Origin of the sequence: Ectopseudomonas khazarica, from assembly GCF_017915135.1 — a bacterium.
In the GTDB taxonomy this organism is placed as follows: domain Bacteria; phylum Pseudomonadota; class Gammaproteobacteria; order Pseudomonadales; family Pseudomonadaceae; genus Aquipseudomonas; species Aquipseudomonas khazarica.
In genome coordinates, this window is record NZ_CP068551.1 from 3,037,834 (window position 1) to 3,061,216 (window position 23,383).

Below are 23,383 nucleotides of genomic sequence, written 5' to 3' on the forward strand. Positions count from 1 at the left end.
GAAGTCCGGCACAGGTGGTCGCGCGAGTATATTTTCTGCCTCCTAGGGCCACCCCTCACTGGCGTGGCAACAGTTCGAAACGCGCTTCCTGCACGCTTTGCGAATCCAGCCCCAGCTGGACACGGAAGGCACCCGGCTCGCTGACATGACGCAGGCTGGCATCGAAGAAACGCAGCATGCTTTCGTCGATCTCGAAACTCAGCTCGCGAGTCTCGCCTGCCTCAAGCTTGACCCTGCGAAAATCCTTGAGTTCCTTCACCGGGCGGATCACCGAGGCGGCCTCGTCATGCAGGTACAGCTGCACGACGGTCGCGCCGGCACGCGGTCCGGCGTTCTTCAGGGTCACGCTGACGCGAATCCGCTCATCCGGCGTCATGCGCGGTGCCGAGAGTTTCGGCGCCGAGAGCTGGAAGTCGCTGTAGCTCAGGCCGTAGCCGAATGGATAGAGCGGGCCATTGGGCTCCTCGAAGTACTGCGAGGTGTAGTTGCCGGGCGTGCCGGGGGTGTACGGACGGCCCAGGCGCAGATGGTTGTAATAGCTGGGGATCTGCCCGACCGAACGCGGGAAGGTGATCGGCAGCTTGCCCGCCGGGTTGTGCTCGCCGAACAGCACATCGGCGATGGCATGGCCGCCCTCGATGCCGCTGTACCAGGTTTCCAGCATGGCGTCGGCATTGTCCTTCTCCCAGGTCAGTGCCAGGGGGCGGCCGTTCATCAGCACCAGCACCAGCGGCTTGCCGGTGGCCTTGAGGGCGCGCAGCAAGGCCTGCTGGCTGTCAGGCAGGTCCAGGCGAGTACGGCTCGAGGACTCGTGGGACATGCCACGCGCCTCGCCGACCGCGGCGACGATCACGTCCGCCTGGCGGGCGACCCTGACCGCCTCCTCCAGCATCGCCTGCGGCGTGCGCTTGTCCTGCACGACCTCCGGGCGATCCCAGTTGAGCTGGTTGAGGTAGTCGATCACATGGGCATCGTCGGTGACGTTGGCGCCCTGGGCGAACAGCAGCTTGCCCCGGCCCTGCAGCGCCGCCTGCATGCCCTGGCGCAGGGTCACCGCCTGCTCGGCGACGCCCACCGCCGACCAGCTGCCGAGCATGTCCACCGGCGAGTCGGCCAGCGGGCCGATCAGGGCCACGGTCTGCGTCTTCTTCAGTGGCAGGGTGTCGCCATGGTTTTCCAGCAGTACCAGGGCATCGCGCGCCATCGCCCGCGCATCGGCACGGTGCAGGCGGCTCTCGGCATTGACGTCGGCCGGGTCATCCTCGGCGCGACCGATACGGCGGAACGGGTCGTGGAACAGGCCGAGGTCGTACTTGGTGGCCAGGACATGGCTGACCGCCTCGTCCAGCACGCGCTGCGGCACCGCGCCGCTGCGCACCAGGCCCGGCAATTCCTGGTCATAGAGGGTGTCGGCCATGCTCATGCCCACGCCGGCGCTGATCGCCAGACGCGCCGCCTCGCGGCCATCGCTGGCCACGCCATGGCGCAGCAGCTCGGTGATCGCCCCGTGGTCGCTCAACGCCACGCCCTTGAACCCCCAGTCGCGGCGCAGCAGGTCGCGCAGCAACCAGCTGTTGGCCGAAGCGGGAACACCGTTGATGGCATTGAGCGCGACCATCACCCCGCCGGCACCGGCATCGATGGCCGCCCGGTAAGGCGGCAGGTAATCCTGGTACATGCGCATCGGGCTCATGTCGACCACGTTGTAGTCGCGCCCGCCCTCCACGGCGCCATACAGGGCGAAGTGCTTGACGCTGGCCATGATGCGCTGCGGATCGCTGGGGTCGCTGCCCTGATAGCCACGCACCATGGCAGCGGCAATGCGCGAGACCAGATAGGGGTCCTCGCCGAAGCCCTCCGAGGTACGCCCCCAGCGCGGATCACGGGAGATATCGACGGTCGGCGCGAAGGTCATGTCGAGGCCGTCGGCACTGGCCTCGAACGCCGCGACCCGGGCGCTGTTCTCGATGGCCGGGATGTCCCAGCTCGACGCCAGACCCAGGCCGATGGGGAAGGTGGTGCGATGGCCGTGGATGATGTCATAGGCGAAGAACACCGGAATGCCCAGGCGGCTGCGCAGCGCCGCCTCCTGCATGGGCCGGTTCTCCGGGCGCACCACCGAGTTGAAGGTGGCGCCGATGCGCCCGGCCGCCATCTCCTCGCGGATGCGCTCGCGCGGCATGTCGCCGCCGATGCTGATCAGGCGCAGCTGACCGACCTTCTCTTCCAGGGTCATGCGGCTGACCAGGTCGGCGATGAAGGCGGGTTTGTCATCGATGGAGGGGGCGGCAGCCAGCAGGCCGGGGGTGATCAACAGGGAAGCGAGGGCGAACGAGCGCAGGTCAGTCATCGAGAAGGGCATCCGGGATGCGAATCATTGTTCGAGTGCTCGCCACGATACTCCGACTCGCCCTGCGCCGCCGTAGCCGCGCGCAAAAAACCTCGGCCCGTACTTCACGCGAGCAGCCAGGCGGTCGCAATCCGGGACGCACCGCCGCCACTTGCACGAACTTGCGCATTTTTCGCGCGGCGACTGGCGTTACCGGATGGCGGGTGTAGCATGACGGCATCCGGGAGAAGCTGATGGCGACATTCGACAACCTGCAGGTATTCCAGAGCATGAGCCGCTCGCCGCATGCGCGGCTGCACGCCATTGCCGAGCTGGGTGACGGCCTGGCGGTGGCGCACTGGAGCAACGCCCACGATGCACGCGACTACCTCGCCCCCAGCCATCACACCCTGTCCTGCTACCTGGCCGGTGGCACCGGCACCTTCCGCCGCGAGCAACCGGGCAACCGCGGCGCGCCGGACCGCCTGTGCATCCTGCCCGCCGAGCACCAGTCGGCCTGGATCATCAACGGCGAAATCCAGCTCGCCCACCTCTATATCGAGCAGGAGCAGTTCGCCCTCGGCGCTGTCGCCCTGCTCGACCGTGAGCCGCGCAGCCTGCAGCTGCAAGAGGCGACCTTCCTCGAGGACGCCGAGCAGGCCGGGCGCTTTCGCCAGCTCTGCCGACTCGACTGGCAGGAGCCCGGTGAGCGCCTGCTGGCCAGCAGCCTGGCGCATGAGCTGCTCGACCATGCCCTGCTCAACCAGGTCGGCCTGCGCCAGGGCCTGCGCCTGAAGGGCGGCCTGGCACCGGCAGTGCGCCGGCGCGTGCGTGACTACATCGAGCAGCACCTGGCCGAGCCGCTGTCGCTGGATATCCTGGCCAGCCTCTGCAGCCTCTCCGAATACCATTTCGCCCGCATGTTCCAGAGCAGCTTCGGCCTGCCGCCGCACCGCTACGTGCTGGCCAGGCGCATGGCGCTGGCCTGCCATCTGCTGCGCCACACCCGCCAGAACCTGGCGCAGGTGGCCATGACCTGCGGCTTTGCCAGCGCCAGCCATTTCAGCAATCGTTTCCGCCAGGCGCTGGGGGATACCCCCAGCCGCTATCGCCAGGCGTTCGAGCCAACCTGATCCGGCCAACGCAGGTTATAGTGCGGCACCGGACAGACAGGCACGCCGGTGGTGCCTGCGCGGGTGCACGACGAGGTCGCGATTGGTAACCAGACGACAGTTCAGCGAGGCGATGCAGGGCCAGAACGTGCGTTTCGTGGGCGACAAGCGCGAAACGATCCAGACTTCCTGCGTCGGCTTCATCCTGCTCGAGCACTTCTCCCTGCCCGCCTTCACCCAGGCGCTCGATACCCTGATCACCGCCAACCTGATCCAGAGCCAGGCCTTCGCCACGCGGACCCTCAGCCTCGACGGCGGTTCGGTGACCAGCGATCTGGGCCTGGTCATCTGCCCCGATGCACGTGCCGGCAGCGAAGGTCTGGCGGAACTGGACCTGCTGGTGGTATGCGGCGGCCTGCGCACCGCGCTGCGCGACATGCCGGAACTGGGACAATTGCTGAAACAGGCGCAACACAAGGGCATCGCCCTGTCCGGGCTGTGGAACGGCGCCTGGTTCCTGGCCCGCGCCGGCCAGCTCGACGGCTACCGCTGCACCATTCACCCGGAACACCGCGCCGCCCTGGCGGAAATCGCCAAGGACAGCCAGGTCACCAGCGAAAGCTACATCGTCGACCGTGACCGGCTCACCGCCGCCAGCCCGACCGGCGCCTTCAACATGGTGCTGGAGTGGATCAACCAGCTGTACGGCCGTCACCTGGCCGACGCCGTGGTGGATATCCTCGCGTTCGAGGAATCCCGCTACCGCCGCGCGCGGCCGGCGCTGCACGAGAAGATGAGCGAACCCCTGCGTGAAGTGATCAACCTGATGGCGAGCAACATCGAGGAGCCGCTGACGGTGGCCCAGCTCGCCCAGTACGCCGGCCGCTCGCCGCGCCAGATCGAACGGCTGTTCCAGGAGCAGCTCGGCACCACGCCCCTGCGCTACTACATGGAACTGCGCATCACCGAGAGCCGCCGCCTGCTGCAGCACTCCGAGCTGCCAATCGTGGATGTCGGTCTCGCCTGCGGCTTCGTCTCCCCCAGCCACTTCAGCAAGTGCTACGCCTCGTTCTTCGGCTATCCGCCGTCGAAGGAGCAGCGCCACGGCTGCGTCAAGGCCAGGAAGTAACGCGCGAACCGACCATGGGTGCCTGCGCAAGCACCCGCGCCTGTGCGAAAATCGGTCCCTTTGCATTCACGCGGCTGGCTCATGCGTCAAACCTTCGCCACTGTGGGGCTGTTCTGATGCCCCTCGACATCCATCATCTGCGCCAGGAAGACTGGCGTTCCGAGTTCGGCGCCGGCGACCTGCGCCGGGGCATCGCCTACGCCGAGGAAAAGCGCAGCAAGCTGCTCAGCCTCAGGGATCACAGCCTCCTGGCGAACTGCCGGGGCTCCGGCCAGACCTACCAGCAGCGCATCACCCTGCACCCCTACGGGCGCAAGTGGAGCGTGACCGGGCACTGCAGCTGCCCGGTCGGCTTCAACTGCAAGCACGTGGTCGCCGCCCTGCTCACCCTGGAAACCGTGCAGAAGAGCGGCGCAGACCTGTCCGAGCTGATCGTGCCGAGCAAGGAAGTCGCCGAACAGCGCCTGGAGGGCATCAGCCCCGTCCCTGTGCTGACCCTGGGCAGCCACGTGCGCGTGCACTTCGATGCACGCAAGGGGCGCATGCTGGAGCAGACCCAGCACCGCGCCGCACTGGCCTTCGACTACGCCGGGCATCTGGCTTTCGGCAAGCCGGCCAAGGACCTGGTCAAGCGCCTCCAGGCCGACCTGAACCTGCGCGTCATCCGCGATGCGAACGCCGAGGCGCAGCTGCGCAAGCGCCTGGAACAGCTTGGCCTGCAGGTCGCCCTGCGGCAGAGCGACGCCCTGCCAGCCGATGCCGGCGAGCCGTTCGAGCTGGAGGGCGAGCGCGACTGGCTCGGCTTCGTGCAGAACCAGTTGCCGCAACTGCGCGCCGAAGGCTGGCAGATCCACATGCGCCCGGACTTCCAGTACAACCTGGCGGAGGTCGAGGACTGGTACGCCGAAGTCGAGGAAGACCCGCAGCAGAACTGGTTCGACCTGGAGCTCGGCATCGAGGTGGAAGGTCAGCGCCTGAGCCTGCTGCCGATCCTCCTGCAGGCGATTCGCCGCACGCCCTGGCTGCTGACCCCCGAAGCGCTGGCCCAGCGTGCCGACGAGGATCGCCTGCTGGTCAACCTGCCCCAGGGCGGCAAGCGCATCGCCCTGCCCTTCGCCCGCCTCAAGCCGCTGCTGGCGACGCTGGGTGAGCTGTATTTCCGCGATCCGGGCGAGGACCACCTGCCGCTGCGCCTGGGCCGTGCCGATGCCGCACGCCTGGCGGAACTGGCGCAGGGTCCGGCGCTGAACTGGCAAGGCGGTGACGAGCTGCGCGGCTTCGCCCAGCGCCTGCAACGACTGCAGGTCAGAGAAGTGGCCGCGCCTGCAGGCCTGCAGGCCGAACTGCGCGCCTATCAGCTAGAGGGGCTGAACTGGATGCAGACCCTCGCCGAACTGCGCGTGGGCGGTGTGCTGGCCGATGACATGGGCCTGGGCAAGACCCTGCAGACACTGGCCCACGTGCTCTGCGAAAAGCAGGCCGGACGTCTCGACAAGCCCGCGCTGATCGTCATGCCCACCAGCCTGATCCCCAACTGGCAGGACGAGGCGGCCCGCTTCACCCCGCAGTTGCGCGTGCTCGCCCTGCACGGCAACAAGCGCAAGGCGCTGTTCGAGGAGATCGCCGCGCACGACCTGATCCTCACCACCTACGCCCTGCTGCCGCGCGACCTCAAGGCGCTGAACCAGCAGTCTTATCGCCTGCTGATTCTCGACGAGGCGCAGAACATCAAGAACCCGCGCAGCAAGGCCGCCACTGCCGCTGCGCAGGTACAGGCCGACCTGCGCCTGTGCCTGACCGGCACGCCGCTGGAGAATCACCTGGGCGAGCTGTGGTCGCTGTTCCACTTCCTCATGCCCGGCTGGCTGGGCGACGCCAAGGCCTTCACCCGCGACTACCGCACGCCCATCGAGAAACGTGGCGATGCCCAGCGCCTGGCGCACCTGGGCGGGCGCATCCGCCCCTTCCTCCTGCGCCGCACCAAGGAGCAGGTAGCCAGCGAGCTGCCGCCGAAGACCGAGATCATCCAGTGGGTCGAGATGACCCAGCTGCAGCGCGACCGCTACGAAACCCTGCGCCTGGCCATGGACCAGAAGGTACGCGACGAGATTGCCCGCCAGGGCCTGGCACGCAGCCATATCGTCATCCTCGAAGCCCTGTTGCGCCTGCGCCAGAGCTGCTGTGACCTGCGCCTGCTCGGCGACGACGCGAGCGACCTGAGCGCCGCCGACTCGGGCAAGCTCAGCGCCCTGCTGGAAATGCTCGTGGAGCTGGTCGAAGAAGGCCGCCGCGTGCTGCTGTTCTCGCAGTTCACCTCGATGCTGGCGCTGATCGAACTGGAGCTGCAGGCACGCAAGATCGCCTACGCCAAGCTGACCGGCAGCACCCAGGACCGCCGCACACCGGTGCAACGCTTCCAGGCCGGCGAGTTCCCGGTGTTCCTGATCAGCCTCAAGGCCGGCGGCAGCGGCCTGAACCTCACCGCAGCGGACACCGTGATCCATTTCGATCCCTGGTGGAACCCTGCCGCCGAAGCCCAGGCCAGCGACCGCGCCTACCGCATCGGCCAGGACAAGCCGGTGTTCGTCTACAAGCTGATCGCCCGTGGCAGCGTCGAGGAGAAGATCCAGCACCTGCAGCAAGCCAAGGCCAGCCTGGCCGAGGGCGTGCTAGGCAGCGGTGGCCAGGGACAGTGGCAGCTGGACGAGGCGGACCTGGCCGCCCTGTTCGCCCCACTGCAATAGCGCATGCGCCTCAGTCGGCGGCATCGTCGCGCTCCGCTTCGGCATCCTCGCGGTTGCGCACCTTGCCACGCGGCACCGGGCCGGCAGCCGCAGGGAAGCGCGACGAGGCATAGCGCACCACGAGAATCGCCAGTGCCAGCAGGAGGATCGCCCCGGACACCATCACCACGCCCCAGCTTGGTTTGTGGGTGTGGGAGATGTCGGAGATCATCAGGCGCGTCAGCGCGGTGATCGCCACGTAGATCATGAAGCGGATCGGCATGTGGTTGGTCTTGAAGTAGATCCCCACCATGGCCGCCAGCTCCAGGTAGATGAACAGCAGCAGGATGTCATCGACCGTGATGTGGCCCTTCTCCAGCATGCCGATGAAGGCCATCACCCCGGCCCAGGCAGTGATCGCCCCGATGGCGAACAGCGCCAGATAATGGAACGCCTCCATCAGCAGGTTGCCCAGCGACTCCGCCAGACCGTGCATGTGTTCGCGCAAGCGCTCAGCCCAATTCATCCTTCAACTCCCCAGCAAACCCGGCACGACGTCCCGAACACCCACCGCGGGCATTCACAGGCCACCATCATGCAGGAAAAAGACCTACGCGAGGATGATGCGGCAATGTGACGCAAGGCCCGGCCAGAGCGGGCGGCTCGACGCGGAAAGCACAGGACAGGCTCGCCAAGACGGCCTCCGGCATCGCACACTGCGGCATCCCCACTCAACGAAGGATCTCCCCATGCGTCTTTTCTCGCTGAGCACCGCCTTGTCATCCGCCATGCTCGCCCTGGTCAGCCTGCCGTTGCAGGCAGCCGCACCGGCACCACAGAAGAGCCAGGTGCCGGGCTACTACCGCATGGCGCTCGGGGACTTCGAGGTCACGGCCCTGTACGACGGCTACACCGACCTGCCGGCCAGCCTGCTCAAGGGCATCGACGACAAGGACCTGCAGTCGTTGCTCGCGCGCATGTTCGTCGCATCCGAGAACGGCGTGCAGACCGCGGTCAACGCCTACCTGATCAATACCGGTGACAACCTGGTGCTGGTCGACACCGGCGCCGCCCAGTGCTTCGGCCCGACGCTGGGCGTGGTGCAGAACAACCTCAAGGCGTCCGGCTACCAGCCGGAACAGGTCGATACCGTGCTGCTCACCCACCTGCATCCGGACCATGCCTGCGGCCTGGTCAACGCCGACGGCAGCCCGGCCTACCCCAACGCGACCGTGGAAGTGCCCCAGGCGGAAGCCGACTTCTGGCTCGACGAGGCGACCATGGCCAAGGCCCCCGAAGGCATGCAGGGCATGTTCAAGCTGGCGCAGCAGGCCGTTGCGCCCTACGCCAGGATGAACAAGCTCAAGCCCTACGAAGCGCAGGGCGAGCTGCTGCCCGGCGTCAGCCTGGTGGCCAGCCCCGGGCATACCCCCGGACACACGTCCTACCTGTTCCAGTCGGGCGGGCAGAGCCTGCTGGTATGGGGCGACATCGTGCACAACCATGCCGTGCAGTTCGCCAGGCCGGAGGTGGTCATCGAGTTCGACGTCGACAGCGCCAAGGCCCTGGAATCCCGCCAGCGCCTCCTCGCCGAAGCAGCCAGGGACAAGCTCTGGGTTGCCGGCGCGCACCTGCCCTTCCCCGGCCTCGGCCACGTACGCAAGGACACCCAGGGCTATGCCTGGGTACCCGCCGAATTCAGCCCGATCCGTAGCGACCGCTGAATTCCTGGCACTCGCTGCTGGCAAAACGGCAGCGAGTTCTTTATGCTTCGAGCACTGTACAAATAAACAGTTACCGATAGACACGCATGAAGGCAGATGAGGTGATGAATGGCCGTCGAAGTGGTGTACCGCAGCAGTCGCGACCCGGAGCGCTTGTTCATGGATAAGGCCGAAGCCGATCGTTACGACAAGATGCTCGAACTGGCCGAGCGCCTGACCGAGGTGCTGCACAAGGCAGTGCCGTCGCTGAACGAGGAGCAAGGCGAGGAAATCGGCATTTTCATGGCCAAGAACCGCGACGTGTTCGCCAAGGCCTTCAAGAACCAGCCGGATGCGCTCGACGAACTCGAGGCCGAAGCGGCCAGCGAATGACCAGCCCTGTAGGCCTCGCCGTGCTCGACGGTCGAGGCCTCGGGGTCATGCGCTGCCTGGCCGATACTGCGTCGCTGCCTGCTCCAGCCAGGCGGGCAGTTCACGGCGGCTGATGCCCTCGTGCCGGGCACGGGCCAGTTGCTCCAGCATGTACTGGCGCTTGGGCTCGTCTCCCTCGGCGAAGGAAAGTGCCAGGTCGCGGTCACTCCACTGACGAATGCGGCGAAACAGCCACCAGTGAAAGTACAGGCCGGTCGCAGTAGTGACGACGATGATGAAATAGTCCATGGTGATTCCTCCTCCCCCACGCTAAACGAGCACGCGCACGACGCCAAGTGCAGCGTTGCCGCAGGCAAGGAGCCGGTTGATGATCCGCTGCAAACGGGTGTACCTGGAAGCCGAAGCCTGCGACGGGCAGCGTGTGCTGGTCGACCGCCTGTGGCCGAGAGGGCTGGCGAAGGACGCCCTGGCGTGCGACGCCTGGCTGCCCGATGTCGCGCCATCGACCGCCCTGCGCAAGGGCTTTGGCCATCGCGCCCCTGCCTTCGCCGACTTTCGCGCTGCCTACCGCCACGAACTGGCCTGCCACCCCGAGCATTGGCAGCGCCTGCTGCACTGGGCGGCAGGTGGCACCCTGACGCTGCTCTACGCCGCACGCGATGAGGCGCACAACAACGCACGCGTGCTGGCGGAGTTCCTCGAGGAGGAGCTGCTGCGACGCGACACGCCGAGTTCGGCAGTGTGCTACCAGGGCGAGTTCGATGCGGATTGACCACGCCGACCGCTCAGGCTAGCCTCAGGACCTCAACAACCGAGTCACCCCATTTCCATGACCCTGCTCGCGCATCGCCCGAACGATCTCGCCAGCGCCGCCTACCGCGCCGCTGCCGATGGCTGTGCGCCGCCACCTGCCTGTCACGCCGGCACTCCCCCTCCGCCGGCAGCCGTCTAAGCGGGTTCACCCCGCACCTTCCCGCTCCGTCCTATCGGCCTTGCCGAGCTGCGCCCGTGCGCACGGAGCTCACGCGGATTTATCGACAGGTGTTCCATCATGCGTTTCCCTTCGACCCTTCTGTCCCGCTACGGCGCGACAGCCTTGTTCGTGCTGCTCTGGTCTGCCGGCGCCATATTCGCCCGCCTCGGCCTGGACCATGCGTCCCCGTTCGCCTTTCTCGTCCTGCGCTTCGCCCTGGCCTGCGTGGCCCTGGCGTTGCTCGCCAGCCATTCCGGCATCTGGTTGCCGCAACGCGGCCTGCGCTGCTCGACCGCCAGGGCCGGGTTGCTGATGATCGGCGGCTACAGCATCTGCTACATGCTGGCCCTGGCCGAGGGCATCACGCCTGGCGTACTGGCCACGGTGCTGGGCGTACAACCCATCCTGACCCTGATGCTGCTGGAGCGGCGCGCCTCCCCGCTGCGCGTGCTGGGTCTGCTGACGGCCCTCGGCGGCCTGACGATCGTCGTCAGCGACAGCCTGCTGTACAGCGCACTGCCGGTCAGCGGCATGCTGTTCGCCCTCGGCGCCCTGCTCTGCATCACCCTGGGCAGCATCGCCCAGAAGAACCTGCGGCAGAGCCCCATGCACGCACTGCCGCTGCAGTACGGCCTGTGCCTGCTGGCCAGCCTGCTGCTGTTGCCGAGCCAGGACTGGCGCGTGGAGTACGATGTCGGGCTGTTGCTGCCACTGCTGTGGATGGGGCTGGTGATCTCGGTGGGCGCGCAGCTGCTGCTGTACCGCCTGATCCAGGCCGGCAACCTGGTCAACGTCACCAGCCTGTTCTATCTGGTGCCGGTCACCACCGGCGTGCTCGACTATCTGCTGCTGGGCAACCGACTCTCGGCACATGCCCTGGTCGGCATGGCCGCGATCCTGCTGGGCCTGACGCTGGTCTTCCGCCTGGCCCCGCAGCGCGGCCAGGCGAGCGAATGCTAGCGTTCGTACAGCAGGTGCTCGGCCAACCGGTCGGCGACCCTGGCGGGCGAGCGCTTCTCCGCCTGAGCGTGGGCGTAGATGTCGGTCAGGCGCTGGCTGATCCGCGCCAGGTGGGCGGTGATGGCCGGCAACCCCTCGCCGCGGTGACGTAACGCCACGTAGATCAGGCCGCCGGCATTGAGCACGTAATCCGGCGCATAGAGGATGCCGCGAGCCTCCAGCTCGTCGGCGATCTCCGGGCTGGCCAGCTGATTGTTGGCTGCCCCGGCGACCGCGGCGCAGCGCAGGTGAGCGACGCTCTGCCGGTTCAGCACACCGCCAAGGCCACAGGGCGCGAGGATGTCGCAGGGCGTGGTCAGCAAGGCTTCGCTGGCGATCGGCTGGGCACCGAGCTGCTCGACGGCCAGCTGCACACGCCCGGCGTCCAGGTCGCTGACCAGCAGCTCGGCCCCCGCCGCATGCAACGCCTCGGCCAGGGCGAAGCCGACATTACCCAGCCCCTGCACGGCGATGCGCAACCCTTCCAGATCATCCCCACCCAGCCGTGCCTGGGCGGTGGCGCGGATACCGGCGAATACGCCCAGTGCCGTATGCGGCGACGGGTCGCCCGCACTGGAAGTGCTGGTCGCATGCCGGGTATGCAGGGCGATGCAATCCATGTCGGCGCTGGAAGTGCCACTGTCGACGGCGGTGATATAGCGTCCGTTCAGCGTTTCGATGAAGCGCCCGAAGGCTTCGAACAGCGCGGCCCGGCTGTCCAGGTGCGCCGGGCGGATGAGCACCGCCTTGCCGCCACCGTGGTCGATGCCGGCCAGCGCCGCCTTGTAGCTCATGCCCTGAGCCAGGCGGATGGCGTCGCGGATGGCGCTCTGCTCGTCGGGATAGGCCAGGTAGCGGCAGCCACCGAGCGCCGGCCCGAGTCGGGTACTGTGAATGGCGATAACGGCCTTGAGGCCACTGACGGGATCGTCAGCCAGATGCAGGGCCTCGAGGCGGGCGGCTTCCATCATGCTGAACATGGGCGAGCTCCCGGTCTGACTTCAGGCCACAGTATAGGTGAGGGCAACTGGACGAGCGTTCGACCAGGGGCTACAAGAGCAGAAGCCACCGGAGAATGCGATGAGCCCACGCCAAGCCTGCCTGCAGTGCCTGCAACGCGACCCGCCTGCCCTGTTCGAGGCAGCGCTGTGGATCGCCGCCGAACATGACGAACAGTTGCAGCCGGCGAACCTGCTCGCCGACCTGCACGCACTGCAGCTGCAGGTCAGCGCCGGACTGCCGGCCCTGCCCGCGCGCGAGCTGGCCCAGCCGCTGCTGCGCCGGCTCGCCGAACTCGACTACCAGGAAGACGACGAAAGCGTGACACGCCCACGCCATGCCCTGCTCCACGAGGTGCTGCGCCGCCGCCGTGGCCAGCCACTGGCGTTGGCGCTGATCGCCCTGGAGCTGGCACGACGCCTGGACATTCCGCTGCAAGGGGTGAATTTTCCCGGCCATTTCATGCTGCGCGTGCCAGGCGCCGACCACCTGCTCGACCCCTGTGGCGGCCGCCGCCTGTACACCCGCGACTGTCGCGAGCAGCTGTATCGTCAGCAGGGTGCGGGGGTCGAACTCAGCGCCGTACACCTGCAGACCGCCGATGCAGCGGCCATGCTGCAGCGCCTGTCACGCAACCTGCGGCAGCTGCACCTGCAGCATGATGACCCCATGGCCGCGCTGAAGGATGCCGAGCGCGTGCTCCAGCTCGGCCCGCCGAACCTCGCCGACCACCTGGCCCGTGCGGACGTTTACCAGCAGCTCGATTGCCCGCAGGGCGAACGCTACGACCTGGAGCGTGCCCTGCTGTTCTGTGAGGAGGAAGGCCTGCGCCTGCAGCTGAGCCAGCGCCTGCGCAATCTGCAGAGAGCACCTGCGGTGCACTGAAACGAGTGATCTTCAGGCCGATGCCGGCAGACCATGGAAGCTGAAGTAGTAGCGTAGCGCCTCGATCATCTCGACATACTCGGCGGGGGGCGCGACCAGCGCGAAGCCGGAGTCATAGCAGCCCGGCGTGACATCCTCGCGGCACCACTGGCAGGTGGCGGAGACGTCGATGAAGCGCACACCTTGCTGACCGGGAATCTTCAGGCGCATGTCGAAACGCGCACCCACCAGCAGCGGCAGCTGGCTGATCAGCATCAGGCCGTCCAGGGAGACATTGCCGATGGAGCCCATCGGCTTGTCGGTGATGCGATTGAACACCTTCAGGTAGTAGGGCAACTGATGGCGTTCGATTCGACGCTGGCTGCGCATGGTGGCGAATCGCTACAAAGGGTCTTGAGTATGGCCCGCCCCCGGCCACTAGGCCAGCCCTAGCCGCAACGTTCGGCGATGCGATCGCGCAGCTGGCGACGAGCGGTATCCGTCTCTTCATCACTGTAGTAAATGCGCTCGCCATTGGCATCGGTGCGGTAGTAGGAGAAACCTTCCGGGATCTGTGCCAGGCGGCGGCGCAAATCACGGCATTCGCTGGCCCGTTCCTGGCGCTGGTTGGCCGCTGCGGCGGCAGCCTGCTGCTGCTCGTCGCGCCGGGCGTCGTAGAAGCGCTGGCTACGCGCCTCACGCTCGCGCGTCTGCGCGTCGCGCTCGACGACCTGCGGCTTCACCTCGACCCTCTCGGCGCCCGCGACGGGGCGCTGGCCGAAGTGCACCTGGCCCTGCTCATCGGTCCAGCGATAGATCTCCGCCGTGGCCAGGGCCGGTAGCAGAGCAGCGATCAACAACAAGCGGCGCATGGCCATTCTCCAGAGGTACATGCGCCAGCTTATACCGCGCGGCAGCTCGACGAAATGACCCGCGACCGATGGCTCACAGCGCCGCCGGGCTGGCCTTGGCGGGCGCGGCCGGATTGTAGTGGCCTAGCTGCTCGAGCGTCTGCAGGCGTGCACGGGCACGGTAGGCATACTCGCTAGCCGGGTAGCGGCCGATGATGAACTGGTAGGTCTGTGCCGCGTCGACGAACAGGCTCTCGCGCTCCAGGCACTGCCCGCGCAGCAGGGAGATTTCCGGCTGCAGGTAGGTGCGCGAACGACTCTTGCGCTCGGCCTGTGACAGTTCGAGTTCGACGCGCGAGCAGTCACCCTCGTGGTACGCGCGGTAGGCGTTGTTCAGGTGGTGGTCGAGCGATACACGGGTGCAGCCCGCGGCCAGCAGCGCCACGGCCAGGATGATCAGGGTTCGCATGGGTAATTCCTCCGATGTGCAGTGTATCGACAGGCGCCGGAAAAACTGAACAGCGACAAACCTCCGATGGGTTTTGCCGCCATCGCCTTGGCGCTGCCCAGCGCCCTGACTAGACTGCGCGACATCGGCCCGTTCCGGCCAAGGAGCCTGCATGCTGTTCGTTCGCCTGATTTCCCTCGCCGTCGGCGCCTGCCTGCTGAGTGCCTGCGCACCGACCACCCCGCTGTTCATCGCCCAGGTCACCACTAACGAGGTGGTCGAGTACAAGGCCCTGAAGACCAAGCGCATGACGGCGGCCATCGAGGACGAAGGCGACCTGCTGACCTACAGCGCCCTGGCCATTCGCGACGCCCATAGCGACAAGGCCGAAGCACTGTATCTGGAGGGCTACCGTGACCGCCAGCTGAGTGACGAGGTACGCGCCATCGCCCTGTACCAGATCGGCCTGATCTACATGAACCGCTTCAACGAGCAGCGCGACGACCCCAAAGCCCTCAATTACTTCTACCGGGTGCTCAACGAATTTCCCGCCAGCCAGGCGGCCAATCGCGCCGAGCAGCGTATCGAGACGATCCGCCAGCGCGAGAACGCGCCTATCCACCAGACATCGCGCGAGCTGCTGGCGCACTGGCAACCCAGCCAGAACCTCGATCTGTACAAGCCCAGCCTCGATCCGGACATGACCCTGCTGTCGCGCCGCGCCGTGCTCAAGGGCCGGGTCGACGAGGCCGAACAACTCTACATGCTGGGCCTAGCGGACCCGCACGTCCCCGCCGACATCAAGGAGAAGGCGCTGTACCAACTGGCCCTGATGCACATGGCGCCGGACAACTCGGCCGCCAACCGGGACAAGGCCATCGCCTACCTGCGTCGCCTGCTGGTGCAGTTCCCCGAAGGCGAGCTGAACGCCAAGGCCGCCCGCCACCTCGACCTGGCCCTGAATCCGGGCGCGCGCTGACCCACATCAATGCCGTTCGCCGCGCCAGGGTCTGTAATGTCAGGACACCCAGGCCGAGGACGCTGCCATGAAACTGCAAAGACTGCTGGTCGTCATCGACACCGAACACGCAGAACAGCCCGCCCTGCTGCGCGCCGCCGAGCTGGCCCGGCAGACCGGGGCCGAGTTGCACCTGCTGCAGGTCGACTACCACCCGAAACTCGACGGCGGCCTGCTCGACGGCCACCTGTTCCAGCGCATCCGCGACACCCTCGTGCAGCAGCGCCATGCCGACCTGCTGGCCAGCGTCGCCCACCTGAGCCAGGAAGGCCTCAAGATCGAGGTGGACGTGCGCTGGAGCAAACACCGCCATGAGGAGATCCTCGCCCGCGTCGCCGTGCTGCAACCGGACATCCTGTTCACCTCGGCCCACCCTGGCAACGCCCTGCGCCGCCTGCTGTTCGGCGACGCCAGCTGGCAGCTGATCCGCCGCTGCCCGGTGCCGTTGTGGCTGGTGCACGACGCCGCACCGCGAGGCAGCAACCTGTGCGTCGCGCTCGACCCGCTGCATAGCGCCGACAAGCCCGCCGCCCTCGACCATCAACTGATCGCCGCCAGCCAGGCACTGCAGGCCCGGCTGGGCCTGGACGCCCACTATCTGCATGCCCAGGCCCCGCTGCCGCGTTCGCTGATGTTCGACGCCGAAGTAGCGCAGGAATATGAAGACTACGTGACCCAGTGCCATCACGAGCATCGCCAGGCGTTCGATGCGCTGATCGCCCGGCACGCCATCGACCCCGGGCACGCTCACCTGCTGGACGGTTTCGCCGAAGAGGTCATCCCGCAGTTCGTGCGCGAGCACAATATCGGTCTGCTGCTGATGGGCGCCATCGCCCGTGGGCATCTGGACAGCCTGCTGATCGGTCACACGGCGGAACGGGTGCTGGAGCGGGTCGAATGCGACTTGCTGGTGATCAAGCCGGCGGGCAAAGGGTAGTGCACAGGAACAATGACTACAGCCTGGCGCCGTAGTAGCCTCCCCGACATCGTTCACTAGGGAGTTCGTGCATGACCTTTCGCCGCACCAAAATCGTCGCCACCCTGGGCCCGGCCAGCAGCTCGCCGGAAGTGCTGGAGCAACTGATCATCGCCGGCCTCGACGTGGCCCGCCTGAACTTCTCCCACGGCACGCCGGATGACCACAAGGCGCGTGCTGCCCTGGTCCGTGAACTGGCGGCCAAGCACGGTCGTCACGTCGCCCTGCTCGGTGACCTGCAAGGGCCGAAGATCCGCATCGCCAAGTTCGAGAACAAGCGTATCGAACTGAAGGATGGCGACCTGTTCCGCCTGTCCTCCAGCCACTCGCGCACCGCCGGCAACCAGGACGTGGTCGGTATCGACTACCCGGCGCTGATCCAGGACTGCGACGTCGGTGATGACCTGCTGCTCGATGATGGTCGCGTGGTCATGCGCGTCGAACTCAAGGGTGCCGACGAACTGCACTGCCGCGTGCTGATCGGCGGCCCGCTGTCCGACAACAAGGGCATCAACCGCCGTGGCGGCGGCCTCACTGCCCCTGCCCTGACCGACAAGGACAAGGCCGACATCAAGGTCGCCGCCGAAATGGAGCTGGACTACCTGGCCGTGTCCTTCCCGCGTGACGCTGCCGATATGGAATACGCTCGTCGCCTGCTGAGCGAAGCCGGCGGCAGCGCCTGGCTGGTGGCCAAGATCGAGCGCGCCGAAGCGGTGGCCGACGACGAAGCCCTCGACGGCCTGATCCGCGCCAGTGACGCGGTGATGGTGGCCCGTGGCGACCTCGCCGTGGAAATCGGCGACGCCGAACTGGTCGGCATCCAGAAGAAGATCATCGCCCACGCCCGTCGTCTGAACAAAGCGGTGATCACCGCCACGCAGATGATGGAGTCGATGATCCACAGCCCGATGCCGACCCGCGCCGAAGTGTCCGACGTGGCCAACGCCGCGCTGGACTACACCGATGCGGTGATGCTGTCGGCCGAGAGCGCCGCCGGCGAGTACCCGGTGGAAGCCGTGCAGGCCATGGCCCGCGTCTGCCTGGGTGCCGAGAAGCACCCCACCAGCCAGAAGTCCAGCCACCGCCTGGGCCGTACCTTCGAGCGCTGCGACGAGAGCGTGGCCCTGGCGACCATGTACACCGCCAACCACTTCCCTGGCGTCAAGGCCATCATCAGCCTGACCGAGAGTGGCTACAGCCCGCTGATCATGTCGCGCATCCGCTCGCACATCCCGATCTTCGCCTTCACCCCGCACCGCGACACCCAGGCTCGCGTGGCGCTGTTCCGCGGCGTCTACACCGTGCCGTTCGACCCCGCCTCGCTGCCGGCCAACAAGGTCAGCCAGGCCGCGGTGGACGAGCTGCTCAAGCGTGGCGTGGTGGAACCGGGCGACTGGGTCATCCTGACCAAGGGCGACAGCTACCATGGCACCGGCGGCACCAACACCATGAAGATCCTCCACGTCGGCGATCAGATGGTGTGACCCACAGCTGAACCGGAAAGGCCGCTCATCGAGCGGCCTTTTTCATGCCTGCTCGGCAAACTCCAGCGTCAGCCGCAGCATGTCCCGCAGCTGGATGCCTTCCTCGTGGATCGGCTGCGGGTAATGGCGCACGAAGAAATCACGGTCGATGGCCGTGACGCGAAAACCCTGGCGCTGATAGAACGTCAACTGGTAGCCGAAGCTGCCGGTTCCGACCTCCAGCGCACGGGCGCCGGAATCGCGCACGGCATCGATCACTGCCCGCAGCAATCGACTGCCGACACCACTGCGCTGCTGGCGTGCGCAGACAGCGATGCTCATCAGCTCCGCCACCCCATGCACAGGCCGGGTAACCGCGCAGGCACCCAGTATCTGCTCGTTCTGCACGGCGATGAAGCAACGGCAGCCGGGCAGATAGGCGCGCACCTTGCTTTCGTTCGGGTCGGCCAGCAACAGCAGTTCGAGCGGCACCTGCTCCGGGGCTGCTTCGCGGATCACCAGGTCTGTCATGTACGCGTCCTCAAGGCGGGTCGATCACGGCGCATGCCGTACGGTCGACCATTCTCGGGAAGCCGGCGCGTCGACGCCAGGGGCAAGCAGGGCCGGTGCTCCGGCCAGGGGCCTCAGGCGAACCGGGAGAAATCCGGCTTTCTGCGTTGCATGAATGCCGACAGCGCCTCGATGGCCTCGGGCGAACGCAGGCGCTGGCCGAACAGTGCGCCCTCCTCCTCGATCACCTTGCGCAGCTCTTCGCGCCCCGGTGCACGCATCAGGCGCTTGCTGTCGGCGACTGCCGAAGGGGCCAGATCGAGAAAACGCAGCGCCGCCTCATGCGCCGCACGCAGGGTCGCCGCGCCACCGTCGAGCGCCTGATTGGCAATGCCCCAGGCGGCCGCCTGCTCCCCGCTGAAGCCCTGGCCAAGCAGCAGCAGCTCGGCCGCCCGCGCATGGCCCAGCAGGCGCGGCAGGATCAGGCTGGAGCCATACTCGGGGCACAGCCCAAGGTTGACGAAGGGCATCTTCAACTGCGCATCGCCACTGACGTAGACCAGGTCGCAATGTAGCAACAGGGTGGTGCCGATGCCGACCGCAGGCCCGGCCACGGCGGCGACCACCGGCTTGCTGAAATCGAACAGGGCGCGCATGAACTGGAAGACTTCGCTGTTCAGACCGGTGGGCGGCGCCTGGATGAAATCGGCGACGTCGTTGCCACTGGTGAAGCAGGTCTCGCCACCGGTCAGCAGCACCACGCGCACGCTGGCGTCGCGCTCGGCTGCGTCCAGCACCTCGGCCATGCCGGCGTACATGGCGCGGGTCAGGGCATTCTTCTTGTCCGGGCGCTGCATGCGCAGGGTCAACAGACCACCATCACGTTCGATATGCAGATGTTCGTTCATGCAATGCTCCGGGGCCTTGGCTGGCGTGCTGCAGGCCGGAGGCGGCGTACACCTCAGGCGCGGGGTAGGAAGACGTCGGCAAGCATCTGGCTGCGCGGCAGACCGGCCATGTAGAGGCGTCGCGAGAAACTTTCGACCGTCTCAGGATGGCCGCAGAGTAAGGCGAGGGTCTGTCGCGAAACAAGGCGCAGTTCGGCCAAAGCAGCCGGCAACTGCGCCGCCGTCACCAGGCTGACCTGCAGATTCGCATGCTGTTGCGCCAGTGCCTGCAACTCGTCAGCCAGGTAGTGCTCGGCCGCCTCGTGCGCCACGTGCAGCAGGCGGATAGCCCCCTGGTGCTGTTCGCGCAGCGCCTCTCGCAACACACCGTACAACGGCGCCAGCCCGGTGCCGGCGGCCAGTAGCCAGAGTGGCCGTGCCTGCCAGTCGGCATCGTAGTGCAGCGCCCCGCCACGCAGCTCCCCCAGCCTCAGGCCATCGCCGAGCTGCAGCCGACGGGCAGCGTCGCAGAAGGCGCCAGGCAGGCGGCAATCGATGTGGAACTCCAGCCAGTCGTCCTCGCCGGGCACGCTGGCCAGCGAATAGGGACGCGCTACCCCCTGCTCGGTCCAGAGCACCAGGTGCTGGCCGGGGCGATAGCGCAGCGGCCTGGCCGGTTCGAGGCGCAGGCGCAGGACCTGCGGGCTCGGCCAGTCGAGCGCAACGACCCTGGCCGCCAGGCCATCGCGCTGCGGATCGAAGGGCTCCACCTCGAGATCGCCCACCACCTGGCACTGGCAGGCCAGGCGCCAGCCCTGCGCACGCTTGTCCGCGGCCAGCGCCTCCGGCCGACGATCCAGCGGTTCCCCGTTCAGGCAACGCACCATGCAGGCATGGCAACTGCCCGCGCGGCAGCTGTAGGGCACCGCCACACCACCACCGAGCAGCGCATCGAGAAGGTTGCTCTGGCCAGCGACCTGCAACTGCCGATCCCCCACGCGCAGCTCAGGCACCCGCACGCTCCCAGCTGGCATCGCAACGGTTGCGGCCACCGCGCTTGGCCTGGTAGAGCGCCTGGTCGGCGCGCTGCAGGGCTTCATCGAGTTCGTCCCCGGCGAGCAGCAGGGTCATGCCGGCGGAAAGGCTCAGGTTGTCGACCACCACGCCAACCGGCTCGGCGCTGGCGAAGGCCTCGCGCAGACGCTCGCAGCAGGCCGTGAACTGATCGGCATCGGTATTGGGCAACAACAGGACGAACTCCTCACCGCCGTAGCGGGCAATGACATCACCATCACGCAGACAGGCGCGGGCGACTGCGGCGAAGGTCTGCAGAACCCGGTCACCGGCAGCGTGACCGTGAGCATCGTTGATTCGCTTGAAATGGTCCAGATCGATCAGCGCCAGGCCATGCTGCCGTCCGGGCCCCATGTTCTCCAGCTCGCGTGCGGCCAGGCGCAGGAAATGCCGGCGGTTGAACAGCCCGGTGAGTTCGTCGGTGGCCACCAGGTCCTCCAGCTGCCGCATCATCCCGCGCAGGGTGTCCTGGTGCGCCTGCAGGGCGAAACGACGCTGACGCACCCGCTTGCGCATCGCCTGCACGTAGCTGGAGAACAGGCACAGCCAGACCAGCAGGATGAACAGCACCCAGACCTGCAGCCAGGCCATGCTCGGGTCCACCAGCAGCATGCGGTAGGCCTCGATCAGCACCATCGCGGTGAAGCCGAAGAAGGCGAACAGCGCGCAGCGCACGAACACCCGGGGCGGCAACTGGAACACACCGAACAGCAGGATCAGCACGTAGAAGACCATGAGGACGCCACGCGCAGTGTCGAAGAAGGCCAGTACCGGTGGCTGCCAGGCCAGCGCCACCAGCACCTGGGCCTCGGTCAGGCTGGGGTCGTCGAAACGCAGGTTGCGCCCGGACAGAAACAGCCAGAGAAACACCAGCTGGCTGCCCATGACGCCCAGCGTCAGCCAGGCCGCGGTCGATACGGAACCGATGAAGAGGCCGTTGAACACGGCAAACCAACAGACGAGCGCCATCATCACGTACGTGCTGAAGGCCATGGCGAAGCGTTTGAGCAACAGGCTCTGCAGGCTGCGCTGCGTTCCCCGAGGAGTGCTTGGGCTCATGGGCTCCGTCCCATAATGGCATATCGCCTTACTCTACCCCTGTGATCACAAAAATCCTAGGCCGCTGACAAGCACCCGCCGCCTTTGCCATCGACCTTCGGCGGCTGTGCCGGTCGCGGCCGTCGCGGTATACTGCCGCGCCTTTTCGGGGCACCTCGAAAAAACACCGCGCTGCGCGCGCAGGACTGCCGCCGTGCAGAACACGCCGGCGAGGTGTTTTTTGAGATGCCCTTTTCGCCGTCGCGCCGGGTCATGACCCGGCGCGTGCTCATAGATGTTCCCTGATAGAGGAGCGCCCCAATGACCGTGATCAAGCAGGACGACCTGATCCAGAGCGTCGCCGACGCGCTGCAGTTCATCTCCTATTACCACCCCGTTGACTTCATCCAGGCCATGCACGAGGCCTACCTGAAGGAAGAGTCGCCGGCCGCCAAGGACTCCATGGCGCAGATCCTGATCAACTCGCGCATGTGCGCCACTGGCCACCGCCCGATCTGCCAGGACACCGGTATCGTCACCGTGTTCGTCAAGGTCGGCATGGACGTGCGCTGGGACGGCGCCACCATGAGCGTCGACGACATGATCAACGAAGGCGTGCGTCGCGCCTACAACCTGCCGGAAAACGTCCTGCGCGCTTCGATCCTGGCCGACCCGGCAGGTAGCAGGAAGAACACCAAGGACAACACCCCGGCGGTCATCCACTACTCGCTGGTCCCCGGTGACAAGGTGGAAGTGGACGTCGCGGCCAAGGGCGGCGGCTCCGAGAACAAGTCGAAGATGGCCATGCTCAACCCGTCCGACTCCATCGTCGACTGGGTCCTGAAGACCGTGCCGACCATGGGCGCCGGCTGGTGCCCACCGGGCATGCTCGGCATCGGCATCGGCGGCACCGCCGAGAAAGCCGCGGTCATGGCCAAGGAAGTGCTGATGGAGCACATCGACATCCATGAACTGCAGGCCCGCGGCCCGCAGAACCGCATCGAAGAGCTGCGTCTGGAGCTGTTCGAGAAGGTCAACCAGCTGGGCATCGGCGCCCAGGGCCTGGGCGGCCTGACCACCGTGCTCGACGTCAAGATCATGGACTACCCGACCCACGCCGCCAGCCTGCCGGTGTGCATGATCCCCAACTGCGCCGCCACCCGTCACGCCCACTTCGTGCTCGACGGTTCCGGCCCTGCCGAACTGGAAGCGCCGGATCTGGACGCCTACCCGGAAATCGTCTGGGAAGCCGGCCCGAGCGCACGCCGCGTCAACCTCGACGAGATCACCCCGGAAGACGTGCAGAGCTGGAAGCCGGGCGAGACCATCCTGCTCAACGGCAAGATGCTCACCGGCCGCGACGCCGCGCACAAGCGCATGGTCGACATGCTGAACAAGGGCGAAACGCTGCCGGTGGACCTGAAGGGCCGCTTCATCTACTACGTCGGCCCGGTCGATCCGGTCGGTGACGAAGTGGTGGGCCCGGCAGGTCCGACGACCGCCACGCGCATGGACAAGTTCACCCGTCAGATCCTCGAACAGACCGGCCTGCTGGGCATGATCGGCAAGTCCGAGCGTGGTCCGATCGCCATCGACGCGATCAAGGACAACAAGGCCGTGTACCTGATGGCTGTCGGTGGTGCCGCTTACCTCGTGGCCCAGGCGATCAAGAAGTCCAAGGTGCTGGCCTTCCCCGAGCTGGGGATGGAAGCCATCTACGAGTTCGAGGTCAAGGACATGCCGGTCACCGTCGCCGTCGATACCAACGGCGAGTCGGTGCACATCACCGGCCCGGCGATCTGGAACAAGAAGATCGCTGAAAGCCTGGCGGTGGAAGTGAAGTAAGGCAGCCGCAAGCGATACGCTGCAAGCTGCAAGGAGAAGCCCGGCCCCG

23 protein-coding genes are annotated in these 23,383 nt (G+C 66.8%); 12 read left to right on the forward strand and 11 right to left on the reverse strand.

Going from position 1 to position 23,383, the window contains the following annotated elements; all coding sequences use genetic code 11:
- Positions 1 to 55 precede the first annotated feature (55 nt).
- Positions 56 to 2,350, reverse strand: coding sequence for a beta-glucosidase BglX (bglX, locus tag JLK41_RS14475; RefSeq protein ID WP_425321824.1), 2,295 nt, complete (start codon positions 2,348 to 2,350; stop codon positions 56 to 58).
- Positions 2,351 to 2,583: 233 nt separating this feature from the next.
- Here bglX and JLK41_RS14480 point away from each other — a divergent pair, with 233 nt between their 5' ends.
- The 3 genes from JLK41_RS14480 (at position 2,584) to JLK41_RS14490 (ending at position 7,314) form a co-directional block, all read left to right on the forward strand.
- Positions 2,584 to 3,462: a helix-turn-helix domain-containing protein gene (locus tag JLK41_RS14480; RefSeq protein ID WP_210389218.1), complete on the forward strand. Its 879-nt coding sequence runs from the start codon at positions 2,584 to 2,586 to the stop codon at positions 3,460 to 3,462.
- Positions 3,463 to 3,574: 112 nt separating this feature from the next.
- Positions 3,575 to 4,570 carry a GlxA family transcriptional regulator gene (locus JLK41_RS14485; RefSeq protein ID WP_210391240.1) on the forward strand — a complete coding sequence of 332 codons (996 nt, stop codon included), beginning with the start codon at positions 3,575 to 3,577 and terminating at the stop codon, positions 4,568 to 4,570.
- A gap of 116 nt (positions 4,571 to 4,686) precedes the next feature.
- Positions 4,687 to 7,314 carry a DEAD/DEAH box helicase gene (locus tag JLK41_RS14490; RefSeq protein WP_210389219.1) on the forward strand — a complete coding sequence of 876 codons (2,628 nt, stop codon included), beginning with the start codon at positions 4,687 to 4,689 and terminating at the stop codon, positions 7,312 to 7,314.
- A gap of 10 nt (positions 7,315 to 7,324) precedes the next feature.
- Here JLK41_RS14490 and JLK41_RS14495 read toward each other — a convergent pair whose 3' ends face one another.
- Positions 7,325 to 7,819, reverse strand: a complete 495-nt coding sequence (locus tag JLK41_RS14495; RefSeq protein WP_037048030.1) for a phosphate-starvation-inducible protein PsiE — start codon at positions 7,817 to 7,819, stop codon at positions 7,325 to 7,327.
- Positions 7,820 to 8,042: 223 nt separating this feature from the next.
- Between JLK41_RS14495 and JLK41_RS14500 the strand changes: the two genes are divergently transcribed.
- Together JLK41_RS14500 and JLK41_RS14505 are read left to right on the forward strand one after the other, a co-directional pair.
- Entirely contained in the window at positions 8,043 to 9,017 is a 975-nt protein-coding gene (locus JLK41_RS14500) for an MBL fold metallo-hydrolase (RefSeq protein ID WP_210389220.1), read from the forward strand.
- 108 nt (positions 9,018 to 9,125) lie between these two features.
- Complete coding sequence (locus JLK41_RS14505) at positions 9,126 to 9,389, forward strand: YebG family protein (protein WP_037048038.1); 264 nt, start codon at positions 9,126 to 9,128, stop codon at positions 9,387 to 9,389.
- A gap of 45 nt (positions 9,390 to 9,434) precedes the next feature.
- On the opposite strand, the gene JLK41_RS14510 is transcribed toward JLK41_RS14505, so the two are convergent.
- Entirely contained in the window at positions 9,435 to 9,677 is a 243-nt protein-coding gene (locus tag JLK41_RS14510) for a hypothetical protein (protein WP_210389221.1), read from the reverse strand.
- A gap of 79 nt (positions 9,678 to 9,756) precedes the next feature.
- On the opposite strand from JLK41_RS14510, the gene JLK41_RS14515 reads away from it, so the two are divergent.
- Positions 9,757 to 10,161 carry a DUF488 domain-containing protein gene (locus tag JLK41_RS14515; protein WP_210389222.1) on the forward strand — a complete coding sequence of 135 codons (405 nt, stop codon included), beginning with the start codon at positions 9,757 to 9,759 and terminating at the stop codon, positions 10,159 to 10,161.
- 279 nt (positions 10,162 to 10,440) lie between these two features.
- A complete protein-coding gene (locus JLK41_RS14520) occupies positions 10,441 to 11,322 on the forward strand; it encodes a DMT family transporter (protein ID WP_210389223.1) in 882 nt (293 codons plus the stop codon).
- Here the strand turns inward: JLK41_RS14520 and JLK41_RS14525 are convergent.
- Positions 11,319 to 12,341, reverse strand: coding sequence for a Leu/Phe/Val dehydrogenase (locus JLK41_RS14525; protein WP_037048046.1), 1,023 nt, complete (start codon positions 12,339 to 12,341; stop codon positions 11,319 to 11,321). The genes JLK41_RS14520 and JLK41_RS14525 overlap by 4 nt on opposite strands.
- 100 nt (positions 12,342 to 12,441) lie before the next feature.
- Here JLK41_RS14525 and JLK41_RS14530 point away from each other — a divergent pair, with 100 nt between their 5' ends.
- The gene (locus JLK41_RS14530) at positions 12,442 to 13,245 is read left to right on the forward strand and encodes a SirB1 family protein (protein ID WP_037048048.1); all 804 of its coding nucleotides are present in this window, start codon (positions 12,442 to 12,444) and stop codon (positions 13,243 to 13,245) included.
- Between the two features lie 12 nt (positions 13,246 to 13,257).
- Here the strand turns inward: JLK41_RS14530 and JLK41_RS14535 are convergent, their stop codons facing one another.
- The 3 genes from JLK41_RS14535 to JLK41_RS14545 form a co-directional block, all read right to left on the reverse strand.
- Positions 13,258 to 13,614 (reverse strand): PilZ domain-containing protein, encoded by a 357-nt coding sequence (locus JLK41_RS14535; RefSeq protein WP_037048051.1) that lies wholly within the window; start codon positions 13,612 to 13,614, stop codon positions 13,258 to 13,260.
- A 59-nt stretch (positions 13,615 to 13,673) separates the two neighbouring features.
- Positions 13,674 to 14,096: a DUF4124 domain-containing protein gene (locus JLK41_RS14540; protein ID WP_175253929.1), complete on the reverse strand. Its 423-nt coding sequence runs from the start codon at positions 14,094 to 14,096 to the stop codon at positions 13,674 to 13,676.
- Between the two features lie 73 nt (positions 14,097 to 14,169).
- The gene (locus tag JLK41_RS14545) at positions 14,170 to 14,544 is read right to left on the reverse strand and encodes a tetratricopeptide repeat protein (protein ID WP_037048058.1); all 375 of its coding nucleotides are present in this window, start codon (positions 14,542 to 14,544) and stop codon (positions 14,170 to 14,172) included.
- A gap of 151 nt (positions 14,545 to 14,695) precedes the next feature.
- Between JLK41_RS14545 and JLK41_RS14550 the strand changes: the two genes are divergently transcribed.
- From JLK41_RS14550 to pyk, 3 genes are all read left to right on the forward strand, one after another.
- A complete protein-coding gene (locus JLK41_RS14550) occupies positions 14,696 to 15,502 on the forward strand; it encodes a tetratricopeptide repeat protein (RefSeq protein ID WP_210389224.1) in 807 nt (268 codons plus the stop codon).
- Between the two features lie 67 nt (positions 15,503 to 15,569).
- Entirely contained in the window at positions 15,570 to 16,478 is a 909-nt protein-coding gene (locus JLK41_RS14555) for a universal stress protein (RefSeq protein ID WP_210389225.1), read from the forward strand.
- A 71-nt stretch (positions 16,479 to 16,549) separates the two neighbouring features.
- Positions 16,550 to 18,001 carry a pyruvate kinase gene (gene pyk, locus JLK41_RS14560; protein ID WP_047592946.1) on the forward strand — a complete coding sequence of 484 codons (1,452 nt, stop codon included), beginning with the start codon at positions 16,550 to 16,552 and terminating at the stop codon, positions 17,999 to 18,001.
- A gap of 42 nt (positions 18,002 to 18,043) precedes the next feature.
- Here pyk and JLK41_RS14565 read toward each other — a convergent pair whose 3' ends face one another.
- The 4 genes from JLK41_RS14565 to JLK41_RS14580 all read right to left on the reverse strand — a co-directional run bounded on the left by JLK41_RS14565 (position 18,044) and on the right by JLK41_RS14580 (position 21,510).
- Entirely contained in the window at positions 18,044 to 18,511 is a 468-nt protein-coding gene (locus tag JLK41_RS14565; RefSeq protein ID WP_210389226.1) for a GNAT family N-acetyltransferase, read from the reverse strand.
- 113 nt (positions 18,512 to 18,624) lie between these two features.
- Positions 18,625 to 19,398, reverse strand: a complete 774-nt coding sequence (locus JLK41_RS14570) for an enoyl-CoA hydratase (RefSeq protein ID WP_037048071.1) — start codon at positions 19,396 to 19,398, stop codon at positions 18,625 to 18,627.
- Between the two features lie 53 nt (positions 19,399 to 19,451).
- Positions 19,452 to 20,390 carry an iron-sulfur-binding ferredoxin reductase gene (locus tag JLK41_RS14575; protein ID WP_210389227.1) on the reverse strand — a complete coding sequence of 313 codons (939 nt, stop codon included), beginning with the start codon at positions 20,388 to 20,390 and terminating at the stop codon, positions 19,452 to 19,454.
- Positions 20,383 to 21,510, reverse strand: coding sequence for a GGDEF domain-containing protein (locus JLK41_RS14580; protein WP_037048075.1), 1,128 nt, complete (start codon positions 21,508 to 21,510; stop codon positions 20,383 to 20,385). The genes JLK41_RS14575 and JLK41_RS14580 overlap by 8 nt, the downstream gene beginning before the upstream one ends.
- Positions 21,511 to 21,810: 300 nt before the next feature.
- On the opposite strand from JLK41_RS14580, the gene JLK41_RS14585 reads away from it, so the two are divergent.
- The gene (locus tag JLK41_RS14585) at positions 21,811 to 23,334 is read left to right on the forward strand and encodes a fumarate hydratase (RefSeq protein WP_037048077.1); all 1,524 of its coding nucleotides are present in this window, start codon (positions 21,811 to 21,813) and stop codon (positions 23,332 to 23,334) included.
- The last annotated feature ends 49 nt before the right edge of the window (positions 23,335 to 23,383 follow it).